Source organism: Parendozoicomonas sp. Alg238-R29, from assembly GCF_947331445.1.
In the GTDB taxonomy this organism is placed as follows: domain Bacteria; phylum Pseudomonadota; class Gammaproteobacteria; order Pseudomonadales; family Endozoicomonadaceae; genus Sansalvadorimonas.
On the sequence record NZ_CAMZOG010000002.1, the window covers coordinates 56636 to 73250 of the forward strand.

At 50.4% G+C, this 16615-nt stretch carries 13 protein-coding genes; 12 read left to right on the plus strand and 1 reads right to left on the minus strand.

Annotation, left to right across the window (positions count from 1 at the left end; translation table 11 throughout):
• The first annotated feature begins 68 nt into the window (after positions 1-68).
• Positions 69-602 carry a hypothetical protein gene (locus QMA35_RS00860; RefSeq protein WP_281645227.1) on the plus strand — a complete coding sequence of 178 codons (534 nt, stop codon included), beginning with the start codon at positions 69-71 and terminating at the stop codon, positions 600-602.
• Between the two features lie 488 nt (positions 603-1090).
• Here QMA35_RS00860 and QMA35_RS00865 read toward each other — a convergent pair whose 3' ends face one another.
• A complete protein-coding gene (locus tag QMA35_RS00865; RefSeq protein ID WP_281645228.1) occupies positions 1091-2494 on the minus strand; it encodes a YfcC family protein in 1404 nt (467 codons plus the stop codon).
• Between the two features lie 639 nt (positions 2495-3133).
• On the opposite strand from QMA35_RS00865, the gene arcA reads away from it, so the two are divergent.
• The 11 genes from arcA (at position 3134) to arcC (QMA35_RS00920) (ending at position 16603) form a co-directional block, all read left to right on the plus strand.
• On the plus strand, positions 3134-4354 hold the full coding sequence (gene arcA / locus QMA35_RS00870) for an arginine deiminase (protein ID WP_281645229.1): 1221 nt from the start codon (positions 3134-3136) through the stop codon (positions 4352-4354).
• Positions 4355-4505: 151 nt separating this feature from the next.
• Positions 4506-5507: an ornithine carbamoyltransferase gene (gene argF / locus QMA35_RS00875; protein ID WP_281645230.1), complete on the plus strand. Its 1002-nt coding sequence runs from the start codon at positions 4506-4508 to the stop codon at positions 5505-5507.
• 304 nt (positions 5508-5811) lie between these two features.
• On the plus strand, positions 5812-6750 hold the full coding sequence (gene arcC / locus QMA35_RS00880; protein WP_281645231.1) for a carbamate kinase: 939 nt from the start codon (positions 5812-5814) through the stop codon (positions 6748-6750).
• 364 nt (positions 6751-7114) lie between these two features.
• Positions 7115-8515: a V-type ATP synthase subunit B gene (locus QMA35_RS00885; protein ID WP_281645232.1), complete on the plus strand. Its 1401-nt coding sequence runs from the start codon at positions 7115-7117 to the stop codon at positions 8513-8515.
• A 3-nt stretch (positions 8516-8518) separates the two neighbouring features.
• Positions 8519-9169, plus strand: coding sequence for a V-type ATP synthase subunit D (locus tag QMA35_RS00890; RefSeq protein WP_281645233.1), 651 nt, complete (start codon positions 8519-8521; stop codon positions 9167-9169).
• Between the two features lie 14 nt (positions 9170-9183).
• On the plus strand, positions 9184-10980 hold the full coding sequence (locus QMA35_RS00895; RefSeq protein WP_281645234.1) for a V-type ATP synthase subunit I: 1797 nt from the start codon (positions 9184-9186) through the stop codon (positions 10978-10980).
• A 2-nt stretch (positions 10981-10982) separates the two neighbouring features.
• On the plus strand, positions 10983-11429 hold the full coding sequence (locus QMA35_RS00900) for an ATP synthase subunit C (protein ID WP_281645235.1): 447 nt from the start codon (positions 10983-10985) through the stop codon (positions 11427-11429).
• A gap of 31 nt (positions 11430-11460) precedes the next feature.
• Positions 11461-12135, plus strand: a complete 675-nt coding sequence (locus QMA35_RS00905) for an ATPase (protein ID WP_281645236.1) — start codon at positions 11461-11463, stop codon at positions 12133-12135.
• 101 nt (positions 12136-12236) lie between these two features.
• The gene (locus QMA35_RS00910) at positions 12237-12929 is read left to right on the plus strand and encodes a DUF2764 family protein (protein WP_281645237.1); all 693 of its coding nucleotides are present in this window, start codon (positions 12237-12239) and stop codon (positions 12927-12929) included.
• Between the two features lie 87 nt (positions 12930-13016).
• On the plus strand, positions 13017-14864 hold the full coding sequence (locus QMA35_RS00915; RefSeq protein ID WP_281645238.1) for a V-type ATP synthase subunit A: 1848 nt from the start codon (positions 13017-13019) through the stop codon (positions 14862-14864).
• 788 nt (positions 14865-15652) lie between these two features.
• Positions 15653-16603 carry a carbamate kinase gene (gene arcC, locus QMA35_RS00920; protein ID WP_281645239.1) on the plus strand — a complete coding sequence of 317 codons (951 nt, stop codon included), beginning with the start codon at positions 15653-15655 and terminating at the stop codon, positions 16601-16603.
• The last annotated feature ends 12 nt before the right edge of the window (positions 16604-16615 follow it).

The window sequence follows — 16615 nt, forward strand, 5'->3', positions numbered from 1 at the left end:
TCAAAGTTAGCTGGATTTTCCGGGAATCTCCTTCTAACTTTCAGAAATCACCCGCCGAGGATTCTTTCATGAAACGCCTTTTTTCCTCCGCCCTGATTCTGAGCGGTTTACTCTTGGGATCAGCCTCTACTCTGACTTTATCACCTGCCGTATTGGCCGACACAGGTAAATCTACGAACAGCGACAACACTCTCAGGCTTGAAAGAATCATCAGCATCGCCCGCGAGAAGCAACCAACTATGCGGGTAATCAATACTTTTGAATCCACCTTTCAAGGGAAAGAAGTTGACCAGGTTTTCTACTTTCTCCCGAAAGACAAAGCAACCCGGATTATGACCGTTGACTCATTGTCAGGGAAGGTTCTCGAAGATCGCCCCTACAGTGTTCCGGAAAAGAGAACCACCATTCCTCTGGAAACACTGATAACGCAGCTGCGGGAAAAATACAGCATTCAAAAGATTATTCGCACCCGTACAGCTCAGCAGGATGGGCGGGATGTACGCATTATTATTTACGTAGACAAACTCAAGCAGCAACGTCTGATGATTGTTGATACCAAAACCGGGGAAGTTATATCTGATAAAGCCCGTAAGTTATCCTGAACCAGGCTCCGTTGATGCGACCCAGTGACTCTAAGGGTATTCACGAGCACTTTTACAGCATCGTTACAGCCTCTTGAAAGGCAACCAGCATCCCAGCAGTGCTGTGCCTACCTGTAAAGCGCTCGCGAATGCTGGGTTCGATAAGCTTATATAAACAAAACCTGACCTTACCTGCCCTTCAGGAATCCCCGTGAACTCGGGGGTTCACTCTCCCTCTTAAGGCACTTGTCAGACTACGACCAAGGTGTAATAACGGATGCCTGAGATTTGCTCACACTTACAATTATAAAAAGCCACCCCAGATTAACAAAATGCCAACCATCGAAGTAAAAAGGGTTGATATAAAAGGCGAAAACTTCAGTAAGTAAAGCCTCAACGCCTTTGGCAAAGATGCACACCCAAAGCCTCAGGAGTAGTGGCTTGCGTACCAAGCGGTGACGAAATAATGCCCCGAGCCATTCAGGTTCGGGTATCTGCCTAAAAGCTATTTAAGCGACCGCCCCAATACTCAAAACAATCATCAACAGCACGCTTAAAATAACCAACAACGGCCAGACAAAAGATAACCACTTATTGTAAGACACCCGACCAATAGCCAGACCACCCATAACCACGCCAGAAGTAGGCGTAATCAGGTTTACTACACCACTTGCGGATTGATAAGCAGTAATCACCAGGTCCCGGCCAACATTCGAGAAGTCTGCCAGTGGTGCCATAATGGGCATGGTTAATACCGCCAGTCCCGAAGTTGATGGCACAAAGAAAGACAGCATTATCTGAATCCAGTACATCACATTAATAAAAGCTATAGACGATAATCCACTGACAGCCCGCTCCGCCCAGAACAACACCGTATCGGTAATCATTCCACCGTTCATCACAATCACAATACCGCGGGCAATACCGATAACCAAAGCAACCCCTAAAAGGTCAGCAGCACCAGCAACAAAAGTATCGGTAAACTCTTTTTCGCTGAGCCGTCCAACAATACCCACAACAATAGACATCACCAGAAACAGGGCAGACATCCGCGCCATCCACCATCCCTGGGATGACACACCCCAGATCATAATGCCAAACGCCACAAGAAACAGGAGAAGAATAATTTTTCTCTGACCGTTGAGCTCAGGCACTCCACCCTCACTGGAGGATAGAAAGTGATCATTATTAGACTGTTGCATGCTGGCAACGAGAGACATCGAAGGATCTTTGCGCACTTTTTCGGCGTAGCGCATTACATAAACAATACATACCAGCAAACCAATCACGTAAATCACCAGTCGCAGGTTAAGGCCTTCGGTGAATGAAATACCCGCAGCGTCGGAAGCGATCACTGTTGCAAAGGGATTAACGGTTGAAGCCAGAGTGCCAATACCAGCTCCGATCAGAATGACGGCTACAGCGGTCAGCGCGTCATAACCCGCGGCAATCATGACCGGCAGCAACAAAAGATAAAAGGGAAGGGTTTCTTCCGCCATACCGTAGATTGTGCCGCCCATTGAGAACACAAACATCAATATGGGAATCATCCACTTCTCTTTTCCTTCCAAGCCCGACATAGCTGCGGCAATGCCGGCATCAATCGCCCCGGTGTGAGTAACAACGGCCAGGAACCCCCCGATAAATAACACAAACAGTGCGACGTCTATACCGTTAGCTTCATACGTATCAGGGTTATAAAAACCAGCTACTGGCGCCAGCACAACATCTTCAAAACCCTGGGGGTTGGGATCAACCTCATGATAAGTACCGGCAATCGGCACATCCTTACCTATCGCCTCATCCAAACGGGTATCGTACTGTCCTGCCGGGACAATCCAGGTCAGAATGGCAACAAAAATGATAATGGCGACCAGTATTGTATAGGCCGAAGGAAAGCTGAACTGCTTCATAACAGAAACCCTGCCCTGAATTGCCGGGAAACCGGGAGGATTAAACTTCCAAGAAACACCAACCACTAAGAGCCTGTTTATAATCAAGCTCCAAAACGTCGACAGACGTAAGTTTACCCGGTTTCAGAGTGAGCTTTGTTATAGTCGAAACGATGCATATTTGCATAAAAACAGGAAGGGGAAGCCACACAGAAAACGACCATGTAACGCCATGACTCACATCAAAACAATCTCGTAAAATCACACACCATCCGTAGTCAACTCAGTTTTTCCAAACACCCATCTACTTTTGTTTATGTTTTTTACATATCCGTCAACTTTAGTAGTCTATGATCTAGCCAACACCGCAGTGAATTACGTACTTGTGCGCAATGCCAAAGAAAACCGGCGTAGATAATCTATGCACCACAAAACAGGTTTGCTTATAGCCGTTCAGAAACACTAATGTGGAACTGCCAGTGTGGCGTATCAAGAGCCGAAACATGAACTGACAGTCATATAAGTTATCCGCAGTCAGGTATGGCAGCCACTACTAAGCAGCCACTAAGATAGTGGTATGCAGGGCAGGGGATCTGAGCGTCACGGTTTACGAATAACCGTTCAAACAACCCTGTTCACTTTCTCAACAGGAGATCTGTAATGTCCCGTTTTTACGTCGGCTCCGAAGTTGGCCAGCTGAAAAAAGTTCTGCTCCACCGTCCAGAGCTGTCCTTGCGTCGCCTGACTCCAACCAACTGTGAAGACCTGCTGTTTGATGATGTTCTGCGTATTGAACAAGCTGGCGCTGAGCACGATGCATTCCAACAGGTTCTGCGGGATCAGGGCGTCGAAGTTTTTCTGCTGCGTGACGTTCTGGCTGAAACTCTCGCCAACCCAGAAGCCAAAGCATGGGTTCTGGAGCGTCAGGTAAACCAGAACCGTTACGGTGCCACTCTGGCTCATGAAGTTCGCACCTACTTCGAAAGTCTGAACAATGTTGACCTGGCTTCTCACCTGATCGGTGGCTTGACTGTAAACGAACTGGGTTCTGCCTGTGGCAGCCCTACTCTGGGCATGATGGGCCAGACCGACTTTATTCTGGACCCAATCCCTAACCACCTGTTTACCCGTGACACGTCCTGCTGGGTATACGGCGGCGTATCTGTAAACCCAATGGCCAAACCTGCCCGCAAACGTGAAACTGTTCACATGCGTGCTATCTACAAGTTCCACCCAATGTTCAACGGTGCCGACTTCCACACTTACTACGGCGACACCGATCAGAACTACGACATGGGCACCATTGAAGGTGGAGACGTACTGGTTATCGGTAAAGGTGCCGTATTGATTGGCATGTCCGAACGCACCACAGCACAAGGCGTTGAAAACCTGGCACGCTCCCTGTTCAAGACTGGTCAGGCTACCAAGGTTATCGCTCTGGAGCTGCCTAGAGCACGTAGCTGCATGCATCTCGACACCGTGTTCACACACATGGATGTTGACTGCTTCACCTACTACCCAGACATCATGAAAGGTAACAACTGCTGGGAACTGACGCCTGGTGACAACGAAAACATCGTCTTCACTCAGGTTAAAGATGGCTTCACCAACTCCATCGCCCGCGCTCTGGATCTTGACTCCCTGCGCATGATCCCAACCGGCGGTGATGTGTTCGAAGCTGAGCGTGAGCAGTGGAACGATGCCAACAACGTTCTGGCCGTTAAGCCTGGTACCGTTGTAACTTATGAGCGCAACGTTTACACCATCGAAAATATGCAGAAAGCCGGCATCGAAGTACTGACCATTCCAGGTGAAGACCTGGGCCGCGGCCGCGGCGGCGCTCGCTGCATGAGCTGCCCAATAGAACGTGACGGCATTTAATAACGGCTTCGCACAGCACAGCCCGGCCTGTAGGATATGCGCTATAAAGCTCGTAACAGGCCGACTGTTTTCTTCCTGCCGACTTTTCGGCAGGAAAGTTTGAAACTACGTTTTTATTAACGTTAATCATCTTGTGACCAGGATCATTATCATGGCTTTTAATCTGCGCAACCGTAGCTTCCTTCGCCTGCTGGACTTCTCCACTCAGGAAATCCAGTACATGCTGGACCTGTCCCGCGACCTGAAGCGCGCCAAGTACGCTGGCACCGAACAGCAGCGTATGAAAGGCAAGAACATCGCTCTGATTTTTGAAAAAGCTTCCACCCGTACCCGTTGCGCCTTTGAAGTTGGCGCTATGGACCAAGGTGCAAACGTAACTTACATCTCCGGCGGCTCCCAGATGGGCAAAAAAGAGACTGTAAAAGACACCGCCCGTGTACTGGGTCGCATGTACGACGGTATCGAATTCCGTGGTTCCAAGCAGGTTCACGTTGAAGAACTGGCTGAATTCTCAGGTGTTCCTGTATGGAACGGCCTGACCGACGAATGGCATCCAACCCAGATTCTGGCAGACATGCTGACCATGATCGAACACGGTCGTGGCAAGCAACTGCATGAAATGAAGTTCTGCTATCTGGGCGACGGCCGCAACAACATGGGTAACTCCCTGATGGTTGGCCTGGTTAAGATGGGCGTTGACTTCCGCATTGCCGCCCCTAAGGCTTACCAGCCTGAAGAGTGGCTGGTAGAAGAATGCCAGAAGATCGCTGAAGAGACTGGCGCCAAGATCACTTTGACTGAAAGCGTTGACGAAGCTGTTAAAGACTGTGACTTCCTGTACACAGACGTTTGGGTTTCTATGGGTGAGCCTGCTTCCGCCTGGGACGAACGCGTTGCTCTGATGAAGCCTTACCAGGTGAACATGGATGTAGTCCGTAAAACTGGCAACCCACACGTGAAATTCATGCACTGCCTGCCTGCATTCCACAACGAAGACACCACTATTGGTGCCGAAGTTGCCGAGAAGTACGGCATGAACGGCCTGGAAGTGACTGAAGACGTATTTGAATCTGATATGTCTATCGTTTTCGATGAAGCCGAAAACCGCATGCACACTATTAAGGCTATTATGGTTGCCACTCTGGGTGACTAACTGCCGCTGGATTTCGGTGCAAACCGACATCCCCAAAAAAGAAGAAGGCTCTTTGTCTTCTTCTTTTTTTTTGCTCCCTCGCCTTTATTGACTATATAAACATCCATGTCTTTGTCTTTGAGTCGAAAAACTTGTTCAAAGTCAACATAAGTGTTGGCTGGTTATGACAATGTTGAGCACTCTAAAAAAAAGACGTGAAGAACCTAGAGAAGGTGCTGCAGGAAGCTGCATCGTTAACCAACTGTATTCAGCCAAATAACTTCATTCCCAGTCTGGAATGAATGGCTTCAGAAGGAATCGGAACATGCTTGTTGTAATGGCCCTGGGCGGAAACGCCATACTCCAACGCGGCCAACCACTGGAAGCTCATATACAGCGTGAAAACATCCGTACAGCTGCAAGGTCCATCGCAGCTGTCGCCAAACATCATCAGGTGGTCCTTACCCACGGCAACGGCCCGCAGGTTGGCCTGCTTGCACTGATGAACGAAGCCTATGAAGAAGTGAACAACTATCCCCTGGATGTTCTCGGCGCGCAAACCCAGGGCATGATCGGCTTTATGTTCGAACAGGAATTGCGCAACGAGATGCCCGGCAAAAAAATCTGCACAGTTTCCACACAAACCATTGTTGATCCCAGTGACCCGGCCTTTGAAAACCCCGATAAGTTCGTTGGCCCCGTATATACCTATGAAGAAGCACAGGTCATCAAGAATGCCAACCCGGCCTGGGTTCTGAAAGAAGACGGTAACTACTTCCGTCGAGTTGTACCTTCACCCCACCCTAAAGAAATTCTCGAACTGCCATCGCTCCGCCATATTGTGGCTTCTGGCGACATAACTGTTATTTGTGGCGGTGGCGGCGGTATTCCGGTACGTAGAGACAGCGAAGGAAAACTCCATGGGGTCGAGGCCGTTGTCGACAAAGACCGCGCTTCAAGAGCCCTTGCAGAAGGCATTGAAGCCGACGGATTAATCCTATTGACAGACGTACCGGCAGTAGAAACCAACTACGGACAACCAGGCTCCCGCAGAATTAAAGAGTGCACACCGCAGGAGTTTGAGGCTTTTCCGTTTGCGGCTGGCAGCATGAAACCTAAGGTAGAATCCGTATGCCATTTCGTAAGAGCAGGTGGTAAATTTGGTGCCATCGGTGCGCTGGATTCTGCGGAAGACATATTGACTGGCAAGTCAGGGACCTTTGTAAAGGTTGATGTCCCAGGTGGAATCAAATACTACGACTAAAGGTGCGTCGATACGCCTTTACTCTATCGCATTCCTAACCTGCGAACATGATTTCGTGGGTGAGCCGTATTGTGCGTCGCGTTAAATTGTGCGTCGCATTAATTTTCGACCACCAAAGCACTGTACTAACGATGTTCCATGTTGATTGACTTGGAGTCTGATCAACAGGTGAACCCCATCGGGGTTTATCCACAAGCGTACAGCCGTCTATCGGGATACCAGCTGATCACTGTCACGCGTGATCTCTGTTATTCCGGCGCATCTTTATGAGCGAAATAAAACAGTTGTGTGTTTTTGGATATACGCCCGATGAGCACGGTGCGTCTGTTTATCCTCGATTCCGTTTTCAGGACAGGAAACAAATATGTCCCAGAGCCTAATACGCTATACCAACATCCTCAGTATTGTGGGTGATATTATCCGGGTGGAAGTTCCCAACCTGGATGGCGCTCAATCACAGGCCCGTAATGGTGACCTGGCCCTGATTGAGCAGGATGGTCAGCCATACTCCATGGCGCAGATTATCAAGCTGAAAGGTAGTGAGGTTTCACTGCAGGTTTTCGCTGGCACCAAGGGGCTCTCTACCACAGCGGCAGTCTGCTTCCTGGGTGAACCTATGCAGGCTACCTACTCTCCTAACATTCTGGGCCGTATCTTTAACGGTGCCGGTGAAACCATCGATGGTGGACCCGCACTGGATCAGGAGCCCAAGGTTGTTATCGACGGTCCTTCCGTAAACCCGGCCCAGCGTGTTCTGGCATCCCGCATGGTACGTACCAACGTGCCTATGATCGACGTTTTCAACACTTTGGTTGAATCCCAGAAGATCCCCATCTTCTCCGTATCCGGCGAACCCTACAACCAGTTCCTGGCTCGTATTGCAATCCAGGCAGAAGCTGATGTTGTAGTTTTCGGTGGTATGGGTCTGATCTTCGACGATTACCACTTCTTCAAAACCGAGTTTGAGAACGCGGGCGTATCCTCCCGTACCATCATGTACTCCAACCAGGCATCTGACCCAACGGTAGAACGTCTGATGATTCCTGACCTGGCTCTGGCTACTGCGGAACACTTCGCTGTAGAAGAAGGCAAGAAGGTACTGGTACTGCTGACCGACATGACCTCCTACGCTGACGCGATGAAGGAAATCGGTGTAGCGATGGACAAGATCCCTGCAAACCGTGGTTACATGGGTGACCTGTACTCCCAGCTGGCCAAACGTTATGAAAAGGCTGCTGACTACAAGGGCGCTGGCTCCGTAACCATTCTGGCTGTAACCACCATGCCAGGTAATGACGTGACCCACCCGGTACCAGATAACACGGGTTACATCACCGAAGGTCAGTTCTATCTGCACGACGGCGTACTGGACCCGTTCGGCTCCCTGTCTCGTCTCAAGCAAATGGTTGTCGGCAAGGAGACCCGTGAGGATCACTCCCAGATCATGAACACCATGATCCGTTTCTACTCCGACTCCGTGAACGCGAAGCAGAAGCAAGCCATGGCCTTTGAGCTGTCCGACTATGACCTCAAAACTATCAAGTTCGGTGATTTCTTCCGCGAGAGATTCATGGCCCTGAATGCCGCCATGCCTCTGGAAGAAGCTCTGGATACCTGCTGGCAGACTCTGGCGGAGTGCTTCACTCCCGAAGAAACGCTGATGAAGCAAAGCCTGGTTGAGAAGTACTGGCCCGCCAATGTTCAGGCCAAGGTCAATGCCGAGGCTGTAGCTGCCCTGAGCCCGGAAAAAGCAGCGGAGGCCTAAATCATGGCCACCAAAATATCTCTGAACAAAAGCTCGCTCAATAAGGAAAAAGCCAGCCTTAAAACGTTTAACCGTTATCTTCCTGCGCTTGAACTCAAGCGTCAGCAGTTAATGGCCGAGCGCAAAAAGGCGGAAGAAGCCCTTAGAGAGGTGCATGACCGTATTGAGCACATCGAAGCGGATATCGCTGCACAGCTACCTATGCTGGCCTGCGAAGATATCAATATCGATGATCTGGTTAAGGTCACCAATGTTGTTCTGACTGAACAAAATATTGTTGGCACCAGTGTTCCTCTGCTGGAACGGGTCGAAGTCGAAGTAAAGCCTTACAGCTTTCTGACTAAACCTCACTGGGTCGACTTTCTGGTTGAAAAGCTGAAAGAGATGGTTGAACTGTACGTTGAAAGCCAGGTACGTGAACTGCGTTACCAGGAAATCAGCGCTGCGACCAAAACCACTTCTCAGCGGGTGAACCTGTTCTCCAAGGTTTTGATTCCAAAGACCAAGCAGAACATTGCCAAGATCAAGATCTTCCTGTCCGACCAGGATCGGGCCGGCGTTGTTAACGCCAAGATCTCGAAAGGCAAAATGGATGCCGCGGAAGCGCTTATGTTGAAAGAGCGGGCTGCTGCCAAAGCCGCCGCGGCCAGCTAAAGGAGAGGACGTGTATGAGTATTAAAGCGCTCAAAAAAATCACCCTCTACGGGCTGGCCAGTGAGAAAGATGCTCTGTTGCGTGGGCTGCAAAGCCTGGGCTGCATGCATCTGATCCCACTGACAGAAGCTCAGAGCGGTGAAGGCGAACTGACCGAACCTCAGTCTGCCAAGGACGCACTGAACTGGCTGACCAGCTGCCCGACAAAACGTCGTGAAGCCAAGGCTGCGGGTGATTTTACAGCCGACTCGATTGTGGCCAGCGTTCTGGAGAACAAGATCCAGCATCGTCATGCCTCAGACGAGCGTGACGCTTTGGTGAAACGGATTAAGGAAGTTCGCCCATGGGGTGAATTTTCCTTCCCGTATCTGAGTGACATGGCCAACATCCGCCTGTGGTTCTATGTCGTGCCGCAGAAAGATATGGAAGCCGTTAACGCTCTGGAGTTGCCCTGTGAGGTTGTTCACCGGGACAACAAGGATTGCTATGTGGTGATTCTCTCTGAAGAAGAGCCCGACACGGAAATCCTGCCTGTTAAGCGTTCCCACGTAGGCGAGCACTCTCTTTCTGAATTGGAAGAGATGTTAGAAGCAGCAGAAATGCGTTTGGAAGACGTCCAGGGTGAACGCGAAAGTCTGACTCGCTGGATCTATATCATCGGCCAGGCGGTTGCCCGCTTTGAAGATGAAAAGGTTCTGGCAGATGTCAGCAACAGCGTTCTGGACGATGACCAGTTCTTCCTGCTGTCTGGCTGGATGCCTACAGACCGGGAAGAAGATGTCCGCGACTTCATTGATGCACAGCCTGCGGCTGTCACCATTGAAGAGCCAACGGAAGATGATGTGCCCCCTACTCTACTTGAGAGTGCGGAATCAACCGGTGGCGGCAGCGAAGCCTTCAGCTTCTTCCAGGTACCCGGTTACCGGGCGTGGGACCCAGGCAACATGGTGTTTTACTCCTTTGCTTTGTTCTTCGCCATGATCATGAGTGATGCCGCTTACTGTGCGATTTTTGCCGGCATTATCTTTATGAATCGCAGCAAGCTTAACAGCAGCACTGGTGGTATCCGCCTGAGAAACATGGGCTATTTCATGTCTCTGCTAGGAGTGATCTGGGGTGTATTGATCGGCAGTTACTTTGGTGTTTCTCCCGATGAAATCTCGCTGCTCGGCAAGATCGCGTTTATCGATCTCAATGACTATGGCGCCATGATGTCACTGTCTATCGTTATCGGTGTTGCCCATCTGGTGATTGCCAACAGCATGAGTGCTTGGGTGAACCGACATCGAAGTACCGCTCTGGCACCTCTGGGCTGGGCTGTGCTGATGGCTGGTGGTCTCGGCCTTTACTTGGCCAAGAGTGACTACCTGCCGGTTGTTTTTGCCGATACCGCAGGTCCTGCGCTGATGATTCTAGGTGCTGCCATGATCTTCCTGTTCACCAGTGAACGGAAAATCACCAGCATCACCAATCTTCTGCTGCGCATACTCGACGGATTGAAAGGCGTCTATAACGTCACCAGTGCATTTGGTGATGTTTTGAGTTACATGCGTTTGTTTGCCTTAGGTCTGTCCGGTGCATCTCTGGCTATGACTTTCAACAATCTGGCAGCAGACGCCCTGAACAGCAGCCCGGTAACCGGTGTCCTGTTCGCTGGCTTGATCTTACTGCTGGGTCACGTACTGAACTTCGCACTCTGCATCATGAGTGGCGTGGTACACGGTATGCGTCTCAACGTTATTGAATTTGTTAACTGGGGTATGTCTGACGAAGGCTACCCGTTTAAAGCGTTTCGTAAACAAGAGGACTGAAAATGGAACAACTGATTATCGCACTGGGCTGGGTTGGCGTATTCGCACCGGTTGCACTGGGTGCCGTTGGTTCTGCTATCGGCTGTTCTGTGGCTGGTCAGGCTGCCTGTGGCGCCATGCTGGATGTTGAATCTGGTTACGGTAAATTCGTTGGTGTTTCCGCGATGCCTTCCTCCCAGGTTATCTACGGTATCGTAATCATGTTCACCCTGTCTGGTCTGGGTGTAACCATGACGACCTCTGCAGGCCTGTTCGGTATTGGTCTGCTGACCGGTATTGCTCTGATGTACTCTGCCATCTATCAGGGTCAAGCCGTTGCCGCTTGTATTAATGCTTCCAAGAACAAGCCTGAAGTTTTCGGCCTGTCTATCGCGCCTGCGGCTATCGTAGAAGGCTTTGCGGTATTCGCCTTTGTATTCGCACTGGTTCTGGGTCAGGCAATCGTCTGATCCGACCCATTAAGAATAGAGAGGGATACTGATGAGCGTAACTAACGAACAGATCTCAGTAGGCGTTCAGCAGCTGATCGAAAAGCTGCGCAGCCAGGGTGTGAGCTCCGGCCGCACTGAAGGCGAACGCCTGATCGAGCAGGCTCGTGATGAAGCTGCCCGTATCGTTGCTGAAGCAAAAAAGGAAGCTGAGTCCATCACTTCCAAAGCCAAGAAAGAAGCTGACTTCACCATCAAATCCGGTGAAGAGTCTCTGGAACTGGCTGGCCGTAACGCAGTACTGGAACTGAAAGCCTACCTGATGGAGAAGTTCTCCAACCGTATTGGCGAAGCCGTTACCAGTGAAATGCAAAACCAGGGCATTCTTCAGAGCATGATTCTGGAAGTAGCCGGTCGCAGCTCCCTGAAAGCTGAAAGCAACATCGAAGCTATCCTGCCAAGCAAGGTAGTGGGTGTTGATGACCTGCGCGCTAATCCGGAAGAGCTGAAAGAAGGCACTCTGGCTTACTTTGTAGCCCGTAATGGCATGGAAATGCTGAAAGACGGCGTAACCTTTGAAGTCAGCAATGAGCAGAAGTCCGGCGTGACTTTCCGCTTGAACGACAAAAACATTGAGGTGGAACTGGACGATGCAGCTGTCAGCGAAATGCTGCTGAAGCATCTGCAGCCCCGCTTCCGTGCGCTGCTGGAAGGTACTATCAAGTAACCATCCACCAGGTAAGGTTGCACTCTGTTCGGGCAGCAGCAGTCCTGCTTCCCGAACAGCCTCTGTAAAGCAGTCTTTGAACAAACGCAACGGAGCAAGTCATGGCAGAAAATGCCTATTACACCTTACTGACTTCGCTGCCTCATATTGACTCCCTGTTCAGCAGCAAGATCACTCCGATCTCCCGCTTTCAGCTCGACAAACGTCTGTCCATGCTGAACACCGCGGACCAGCAACGACTGGTAACGATCGAGAACCTGCTGCACTGGGATCATCTGGGCGACGATGTTGACGAGACCGTCCTGATTCGTCAGGCCGAGCGCGCCCGGGCGACTCTGGGAAGTCAGGCTCTGAACGACCTGATCGACTGGCGTCTGGATATGCGCACGATTATTGCTGCCCTGCGCAGAAAACACGCAGGACAGCAGGCGCCTACCGTTCCAAAGTGGAGCTACGGCACCCGCTACGAATATATCCGCAACCACTGGAATTCACCCACTCTTGGCCTGGGAAGCGCATTCCCATGGATTCCAAAGGTGAATGAATGTCTGCGCAACGGTGAATGCGTAGCTCTTGAAAAAATTCTGCTTCAGGCTGTCTGGGAACATCTGAACCATTTAGCCATGAAGCACCACCACGATTTCGAAGCTGTCGTTATCTACGTACTGCGCTGGAACCTGGTGGCACGGTGGACAGCCTACGATACTGACAAAGCCCGGGTTCGCTTCCGCAACCTGATCGAAAACAGTCTTGGTGACTTTAAAGATCAGCTGCCCGCGAGTAACCGTACTTAAGCGAGCCTTTCATAGCCACTCTGAAGTGAGCTTTTCGTAAACGACAAGCTTTGCGTAAATGAATAGGGGCGAGGATTACAGAATATTATGAGCACTGATTTTAAAACCAAAGGTGAGACAACTGCCACAGCCCGAGTGGTTGCGGTAAATGGTGACATCCTCACCATTGAAGCGGCCAGCGATGAGACTCGCCTGGTCAAGAACGAAGTGGTTTATGTGGCTCCAAGCCGCAAAGAGAACGAAGACCTTGACGAAAAACTGATGTCCGAAGTTCTGCGTGTAAACGGTAGAACTGCAGACATTCAGGTTTTTGAAGACACCAGTGGTGTTGGTGTTGGTGACGAGGTTTACCAATCTGGCGAACTGCTGTCTGTAGAACTCGGCCCAGGCTGTCTGAGTCAGATCTTTGATGGTCTTCAGAACCCTCTGGAACGTCTGGCACAAATGCACGGCACTTTCCTGAAGCGTGGTGTTCAGGTTGATGCACTGGACCGTACCAAAGAGTGGTCTTTCGTTGCAACGGCCCGCGTTGGCGACAAGCTCCGTGCCGGTGAAACCCTGGGTACCGTTCAGGAAGGCCGTTTCACCCATAAAATCATGATTCCTTTCAACCAGCGCGGCACTGTAGCTGTGGAATGGATTCAGGAAGGCACCTTCACTGTAGACGTAACTGTTGCCCGTGTTCGTGATGAACAAGGCAAAGAGATCGAGCTGAACATGATTCAGCGCTGGCCTGTTAAGCAATCCATTGCCGAAACTCTGGGCCGTAAAGGTAAAACCGCTCGTCAGTTCCCTTCTGAGCCTCTGATCACTCAGCAACGTCTGATTGATACCTTCTTCCCTATCGCTCGTGGCGGAACCGGCTGTATTCCTGGACCTTTCGGTGCAGGAAAAACAGTTATGCAGCACACTTTATCCAAGTACGCCTCTGTTGATATCGTTATCGTTATCGCCTGTGGTGAGCGTGCGGGTGAAGTTGTAGAAACCATCACCGAATTCCCGCAGCTGTCTGATCCGACGGGCTCCGGTACTCTGATGGATCGTACCACCATCATCTGTAATACCTCTTCCATGCCTGTTGCGGCACGTGAAGCCTCTATCTACACCGGTATGACTCTGGGGGAATACTACCGTCAGATGGGCTTCAACGTTCTTCTGCTGGCCGACTCTACATCTCGCTGGGCGCAGGCGATGCGTGAAACCTCCAACCGTTTGGAAGAGATTCCAGGTGAAGAAGGCTTCCCGGCTTACATCGACTCCGCTATCAAGGGTTTGTATGAGCGTGCCGGTGTTATCACCAATGAAGACGGCGAAAGTGGTTCCATGACCATGATCGGTACCGTATCTCCAGCCGGCGGTAACTTTGAAGAACCAGTGACCCAGTCCACTCTGGCCACCGTGAAGTGCTTTCTGGGCCTGTCTTATGACCGTGCCTACAAGCGTTTCTTCCCGGCTGTAGATCCACTGATCTCCTGGTCTCGTTATCTGGAACAGCTCGCCCCATGGTACAAAGAGAATATCTCCGACACCTGGGTGGATGATGTTAAGCAGATGCAAAACCTGATCGCTACAGGTGAAAGCATTAACCAGATGATGCAGGTAACGGGTGAAGAAGGTGTCACGCTCGCTGACTACCTTACCTTCCAGAAAGCCCTGTTCATGGATATGGTTTATCTGCAGCAGGATGCTTTTGACAAAATTGATTCTGCATGCCCAATGGAACGTCAGCGTTTCTGTTTCAATCTGATCGCCGACATCGCTCATAGTGAGCTGAAGTTTGCAGACAAGAAAGAAGCCCGCGACTTCTTCGTGAAACTGACCGGTCTGTTCAAGAACCTGAACTACGCACACTTCGAATCCAGCGAGTACAAAGAGTACGTTGCCAAAATCGAAGAACTGCTGGGCGAGTTCAAGTCCTCTGTAGAAGCGGCATAATCAGCTCATCCTTTGAGCTGTTATACAAAAACCGGCGAATAACTTCGCCGGTTCTTTTATGCCTGACGATTAGCAAACAAAAGAAAGTTTTAAGCATAAGAAGATAGAAACTTCTCCTACCTCTATACCCTGTTATCCAAGGTCTTTCAGCTGTCTTATATAGATATTCCCTGAGACTTCTCTGCAACTGATAAGGTCGCTTTGCATTTCATAAGTACCACAGGTGAGCTGTGTTCTGGCGTCATGCCTCAGCAAATGTAAACACCATTTAAAAATAGTAACGGCCATCTTTGTTGTCTCACTGAGTTGTCTCGCTGAATTGTCTCACTGAGTTGTCTCGCTGAATTGTCTCGCTGAGTTGTCTCGCTGACATTGGAATGTCCCGGCTGACTGTTGTTCACAGCCGCAAAGAATTCAATTCGTTGAAAAGCCTGCCTGAGCAAACCCGACAATAACGAGTTTTATAAAGCAAGATGTATGCATTTTTTCCTTCCTGGATTTTGGCGTCAGAGCTTGGACTCTTTTTACTATAAAACGGCAGAAGGAGGGGAAGAAGTGACAATGCAGGCGACTGCAAGGTTAAGTCTGACTGAAGGTTTTCAGAACACCACCGAACATTAGCAGAGTTAATGGGTATTAAGAACATCTACTTATTCCTTCTGATTTCAATAGGAATAAGATGGCAAGTACCTACCGGAGAGCACCTCCACCACTGACTGGACGCTTGTAATCTAGAGCTACCCTCTTTCTTATGCGTCCGAACATATATTGGATTCAAGGAAAACAAGATGCGTATTGTTATCGCACTTGGCGGCAACGCCATGCTTCAGCGCGGTCAACCTCTGGAAGCAAGCATTCAGCGTGAGAACATCCGTAATGCTGCTGAAGTTATTGCCCGTGTTGCCCAGAAGCACGAAGTGATTCTGACCCACGGCAACGGCCCGCAAGTTGGCCTGCTGGCTCTGCAGAACGCCGCTTACGACAAAGTATCCCCTTACCCACTGGACGTTCTGGGTGCAGAAACGGCCGGCATGATCGGTTACATGATGGAGCAGGAACTGTATAACCAGATGCCAGGCGCCCAGGTTGCCACTCTGGTAACCCAGACTCTGGTTGACAACAACGATCCCGCATTCCAGAACCCAACCAAGTTTGTTGGCCCTGTATACAGCAAGGAAGATGCTGAAGCCCTGGCCGCTGAAAAAGGCTGGGACATCAAAGCTGACGGCGAATATTTCCGCCGTGTAGTACCTTCTCCTCTGCCTCAGAGCATCGTAGAAGTTGATATCGTTAAGAAGTTGTCTGAAATGGGCGCCCTGGTTATCTGCTCCGGTGGTGGCGGCGTTCCCGTTCGTAAAGACGAAGAAGGCAAATTGTCTGGTGTTGAAGCTGTAGTAGACAAAGACCTGACAGCTGCCCTGATGGCTGAGCAACTGGGCGCTGATGCTCTGGTTATCATGACCGACGTGTCCGCTGTTTGCATAAACTTCGGCCAACCAGACCAGAAAGAAATCCACAAAGCTTCCACCCAGAGTATTGGCGAACTGGATTTCCCTGCCGGTTCCATGGGACCAAAGATCGATTCCTGCGCCAACTTCGTTGAGCAGGGAGGCCGCTTCGCCGCTATCGGCAGCCTGTACGATGTTGAGCACATTGTTGAAGGCCAGGCAGGCACCTGGATCACCAACGAGATTGAAGGCATCTCTTTCTACGAAAAGAAAAACGCTGCTGAAGCCTGATCAAACTTGGGC

Excerpts from the sequence above, each read along its gene's own strand:
- QMA35_RS00860 (WP_281645227.1), top strand. The coding sequence starts at position 69 with ATGAAACGCCTTTTTTCCTCCGCCCTGATTCTGAGCGGTTTACTCTTG.
- QMA35_RS00885 (WP_281645232.1), top strand. The coding sequence starts at position 7,115 with ATGTCCCAGAGCCTAATACGCTATACCAACATCCTCAGTATTGTGGGT.
- QMA35_RS00900 (WP_281645235.1), top strand. The coding sequence starts at position 10,983 with ATGGAACAACTGATTATCGCACTGGGCTGGGTTGGCGTATTCGCACCG.
- arcC (WP_281645231.1), top strand. The coding sequence starts at position 5,812 with ATGCTTGTTGTAATGGCCCTGGGCGGAAACGCCATACTCCAACGCGGC.
- QMA35_RS00865 (WP_281645228.1), bottom strand. The coding sequence starts at position 2,494 with ATGAAGCAGTTCAGCTTTCCTTCGGCCTATACAATACTGGTCGCCATT.
- arcA (WP_281645229.1), top strand. The coding sequence starts at position 3,134 with ATGTCCCGTTTTTACGTCGGCTCCGAAGTTGGCCAGCTGAAAAAAGTT.
- argF (WP_281645230.1), top strand. The coding sequence starts at position 4,506 with ATGGCTTTTAATCTGCGCAACCGTAGCTTCCTTCGCCTGCTGGACTTC.
- arcC (WP_281645239.1), top strand. The coding sequence starts at position 15,653 with ATGCGTATTGTTATCGCACTTGGCGGCAACGCCATGCTTCAGCGCGGT.
- QMA35_RS00895 (WP_281645234.1), top strand. The coding sequence starts at position 9,184 with ATGAGTATTAAAGCGCTCAAAAAAATCACCCTCTACGGGCTGGCCAGT.
- QMA35_RS00910 (WP_281645237.1), top strand. The coding sequence starts at position 12,237 with ATGGCAGAAAATGCCTATTACACCTTACTGACTTCGCTGCCTCATATT.
- QMA35_RS00905 (WP_281645236.1), top strand. The coding sequence starts at position 11,461 with ATGAGCGTAACTAACGAACAGATCTCAGTAGGCGTTCAGCAGCTGATC.
- QMA35_RS00915 (WP_281645238.1), top strand. The coding sequence starts at position 13,017 with ATGAGCACTGATTTTAAAACCAAAGGTGAGACAACTGCCACAGCCCGA.
- QMA35_RS00890 (WP_281645233.1), top strand. The coding sequence starts at position 8,519 with ATGGCCACCAAAATATCTCTGAACAAAAGCTCGCTCAATAAGGAAAAA.